Origin of the sequence: Microbacterium sp. Leaf351, from assembly GCF_001423825.1 — a bacterium.
Taxonomy (GTDB): domain Bacteria; phylum Actinomycetota; class Actinomycetes; order Actinomycetales; family Microbacteriaceae; genus Microbacterium; species Microbacterium ginsengisoli.
This window is the reverse complement of record NZ_LMPK01000013.1, coordinates 50146-54483: the sequence shown is the minus strand read 5'-3', so window position 1 is coordinate 54483 and position 4338 is coordinate 50146. Positions and strand designations below refer to the sequence as shown.

At 67.5% G+C, this 4338-nt stretch carries 2 protein-coding genes; both read left to right on the top strand.

Features of this window, described 5'->3' with window-relative positions:
* On the top strand, window positions 1–3620 hold a 3620-nt coding region (rpoC, locus tag ASG00_RS05615; RefSeq protein WP_235559202.1), incomplete at its 5' end, for a DNA-directed RNA polymerase subunit beta'.
* 152 nt (window positions 3621–3772) lie between these two features.
* Window positions 3773–4338: hypothetical protein (locus ASG00_RS05610; RefSeq protein ID WP_056207483.1), on the top strand; the 566-nt coding region annotated here is incomplete at its 3' end.

The window sequence follows — 4338 nt, the reverse complement described above, 5'->3', positions numbered from 1 at the left end:
CCGTCCGCCGTGAGCGCATGGGCCACATCGAGCTGGCCGCCCCGGTCACGCACATCTGGTACTTCAAGGGCGTTCCCTCGCGTCTCGGGCACCTGCTCGACATGGCGCCGAAGGACCTCGAGAAGGTCATCTACTTCGCCGCGTACATGGTCATCTCGGTCGACGAAGACGCTCGTCACCGTGACCTGCCCACGCACGAGGGCCACATCCGCAACGAGCTGAGGACGATCGCCGATCGTCGTGACTCCCGCATCGCGACCCGTCTCGCGAAGCTGGAGGAGGAGCTCGCCGCGCTCGAGGCCGAGGGTGCGAAGGCCGACCAGAAGAAGAAGGTCAAGGACGCCGCCGAGAAGGACATGGCGACGATCCGCAAGAATGCGGACGAGCAGATCGCCAAGCTCGAGCGCGTGTGGGAGGAGTTCCGCACGCTCGCTGTCGGCCAGCTCAAGAGCGAGGACGAGGTCTTCAACGAGCTCTACGACCGCTTCGGCCAGTACTTCGAGGCGCACATGGGCGCCGAGGCGATCAAGCGTCGCCTCGAGGAGTTCGACCTGCAGACCGAGGCCGACAACCTGCACCTGCAGATCGCCGAGGGCAAGGGCCAGCGCAAGATCCGCGCGATCAAGCGCCTGAAGGTCGTCAACTCGTTCCTGTCGACGGGCATGAGCCCGGCCGCCATGGTGCTCGACGTCGTTCCGGTGATCCCGCCGGAGCTGCGTCCGATGGTGCAGCTCGACGGTGGCCGCTTCGCGACATCCGATCTCAACGACCTCTACCGTCGCGTGATCAACCGCAACAACCGTCTCCGTCGCCTGATCGACCTGGGTGCGCCCACGATCATCGTGAACAACGAGAAGCGGATGCTGCAGGAGGCCGTCGACGCGCTGTTCGACAACGGTCGTCGTGGTCGTCCTGTCACGGGCACGGGCAACCGTGCGCTGAAGTCGCTGTCCGACATGCTCAAGGGCAAGCAGGGCCGCTTCCGTCAGAACCTGCTCGGCAAGCGCGTGGACTACTCGGGCCGTTCGGTCATCATCGTGGGCCCGCAGCTCAAGCTCCACCAGTGCGGTCTGCCCAAGCAGATGGCGCTCGAGCTGTTCAAGCCGTTCGTGATCAAGCGCCTCATCGAGCTGCAGCACTCGCAGAACATCAAGGCCGCCAAGCGCGCCGTCGAGCGCACGCGTCCCGAGGTCTGGGACGTGCTCGAGGAGATCATCCGCGAGCGCCCGGTGCTGCTGAACCGTGCCCCCACGCTCCACCGTCTGGGCATCCAGGCGTTCGAGCCGCAGCTCGTCGAGGGCAAGGCCATCCAGCTCCACCCGCTCGTGTGCGCCGCCTTCAACGCGGACTTCGACGGTGACCAGATGGCCGTGCACCTGCCGCTGTCGGTCGAGGCCCAGGCCGAGGCCCGCATCCTGATGCTCGCCTCGAACAACATCCTCAAGCCGTCGGACGGCCGCCCGGTGACCCTGCCCTCGCAGGACATGATCATCGGCCTGCACCACCTGACCACGGTCAAGGAGGGCGCCGCCGGTGAGGGTCGCGTGTTCGGCTCGGTCGGCGAGGCGATCCTCGCGAAGGACGAGGGCACGCTCGACATCCAGGCGAAGGTGCGCATCCGCGTTCCGGGGCTGACGTTCCTCGAGGGCCAGGCGCCCGAGGGCTACGAGCGCCACGGTCTGCTGGATGCCTCGCTCGGCCAGGCGATCTTCAACGACACCCTCCCCAAGGGCTTCCCGTTCGTTCGCGAGCAGGCCGACAAGGGCAAGCTGTCGCAGATCGTCAACAAGCTGGCCGAGGAGTACCCGCGCGTCGAGGTGGCCGCTTCGCTCGACCGCATCAAGGACGCCGGCTTCTACTGGGCGACCCGTTCGGGCGTCACGGTGGCGCTGAGTGACGTTCTCACCCCGCCGAACAAGGCCGAGATCATCGCCGGCTACGAGACGCAGGCCGCGAAGGTGCAGGGTCAGTACGACAAGGGTCTGACGACCGACGCGGAGCGCCGCGCCGAGCTCATCAAGATCTGGACCGAGGCCACCGACGAGGTGCAGAAGGCGATGCGCGCCAACTTCCCCGACGAGAACACCATCAACCGCATGGTGTCCTCGGGTGCTCGTGGTAACTGGCTGCAGATCCGCAACATCGCGGGTATGCGTGGTCTGGTGAACAACCCGAAGGGTGAGATCATCGCCCGTCCGATCATCTCCTCGTACCGCGAGGGTCTGTCGGTGGCGGAGTACTTCATCGCGACGCACGGTGCCCGTAAGGGTCTGGCCGACACCGCTCTGCGTACCGCCGACTCGGGTTACCTGACCCGTCGTCTGGTGGATGTCTCGCAGGACGTCATCATCCGCGAGGAGGACTGCGGCACGACCAAGGGTCTCGAGCTGCCGATCGCCTCGGTCGGCGCCGACGGCGTCCTCATCAAGGACCCGAACGTCGAGAACTCGGTGTTCGCCCGCACTCTGGCCGCCGACGCGGTCTCGGAGTCGGGTGAGGTGCTGGCCCCGGCCGGCTCCGACGTGGGCGACGTGCTCATCAACAGCCTGGTCGAGGCGGGCGTCACCGCCATCAAGGTGCGCTCGGTGCTCACCTGCGACTCGGCCGTCGGTGTCTGCGCGAAGTGCTACGGCCGTTCGCTCGCGACCGGCAAGGTCGTCGACATCGGCGAGGCGGTCGGCATCATCGCGGCCCAGTCGATCGGTGAGCCCGGCACGCAGCTGACGATGCGTACGTTCCACACCGGTGGTTCGGCATCGGCCGAGGACATCACGCAGGGTCTGCCGCGTGTCCAGGAGCTGTTCGAGGCGCGTACCCCCAAGGGCGCGTCGCCGATCGCCGAGTCCGACGGTCGCATCACGATCGAGGAGACCGAGAAGCAGAAGAAGGTCATCCTGACGCCCGACAGCGGCGACGAGCCGCATGTCTACCCGGTGCTCAAGCGCGCGACGCTCCTGGTCGAGGACGGCCAGCACGTGACCGTCGGTCAGCCGCTGCAGGTCGGCACGCTCGACCCGAAGGAGATCATGCGCGTGCAGGGCGCCCGCGAGGTGCAGAAGTACCTCGTCGGCGGTGTGCAGGGCGTGTACCGCTCGCAGGGTGTGCCGATCCACGACAAGCACATCGAGGTCATTGTGCGTCAGATGCTCCGCAAGGTCACCGTGGTCGACCACGGCGACACCGGACTCCTTCCGGGTGAGCTCGTCGACTCGCGTCGCTTCATCGACATCAACCGCGAGTCGGTGTCGGAGGGCAAGCGTCCCGCGTCGGGCCGTCCTGAGCTGATGGGTATCACGAAGGCGTCGCTCGCGACGGAGTCGTGGCTGTCGGCCGCGTCGTTCCAGGAGACGACCCGCGTGCTCACGCAGGCCGCCATGGAGGGCAAGCGCGACCCGCTGGTCGGTCTCAAGGAGAACGTCATCATCGGAAAGCTCATCCCCGCGGGAACCGGTCTGTCGAAGTACCGGAACGTCACGGTGGAGGCCACGGAGGAGGCGAAGAGCGAGCGGTACCCCAATCGCATCTTCGCGTCGGACGGCGCGTACAGCGACGCCGACTTCACCTACGTCGACTACGACAGCTTCTCGACGGACGACATCGCTCCCGGTACCTACAACTGAGAGTGAGCGGATGCCGCGGCATCCGTCTCGACCGAAGCGCCCCGGCTCGTGCCGGGGCGCTTCGGCGTTTCCGGGTGCATCCGCCGCGCGCCGTTTCCGGCGTGTCGGCCGCGGGGTCCGTACCGTGGGGGCGGGAGGTGCGGATGGCGCGGGTGGGTGGACGCAACGAGGTCATCGCGTGGATCATCGGGCTGCTGTCGGTGGCCGTGGTGCTCGCGCTGCTCGTGCTGGCGCTGCCGGCGTTGCCGTTCGGCGCGGGGTTCGTGTCGCAGCTGCTCGGCCAGTCGCGTCCGACGACGTCGCCGACGGTCGATGCGACCGAGGCTGCCCTGCCGACGACGGGATGCGGGCCGTATCTGGGCGATGCGCTGTGGCAGTCGGTGGCGCTGCGTCGGGGCGTGCAGCTGGTGGAGGCCAAGGATGCACCGACGAGCGCGGCGAAGGACCTCGTGGGCGCACTCTCGCCGCAGGTGCAGCTCTCGTGCGCGTTCACGGGCCCGGGTGGGACCGAGAAGATCGTGACGTCGATCTCGACAGTGACCGTGGGTGCCGAGCAGGTGGCGATCGCGGCGCTGGGGAGCACCGGATTCCAGTGCGTGCCGTTCGGTCAGGGCACCCGCTGCACCCGCACGATCGGGGCGGTCACCGAGGACGACGTCATCGAGGGGCAGACGTGGCTGTCGACGACCTTCACGAACTGGCGGCCGCTCGGTTACAC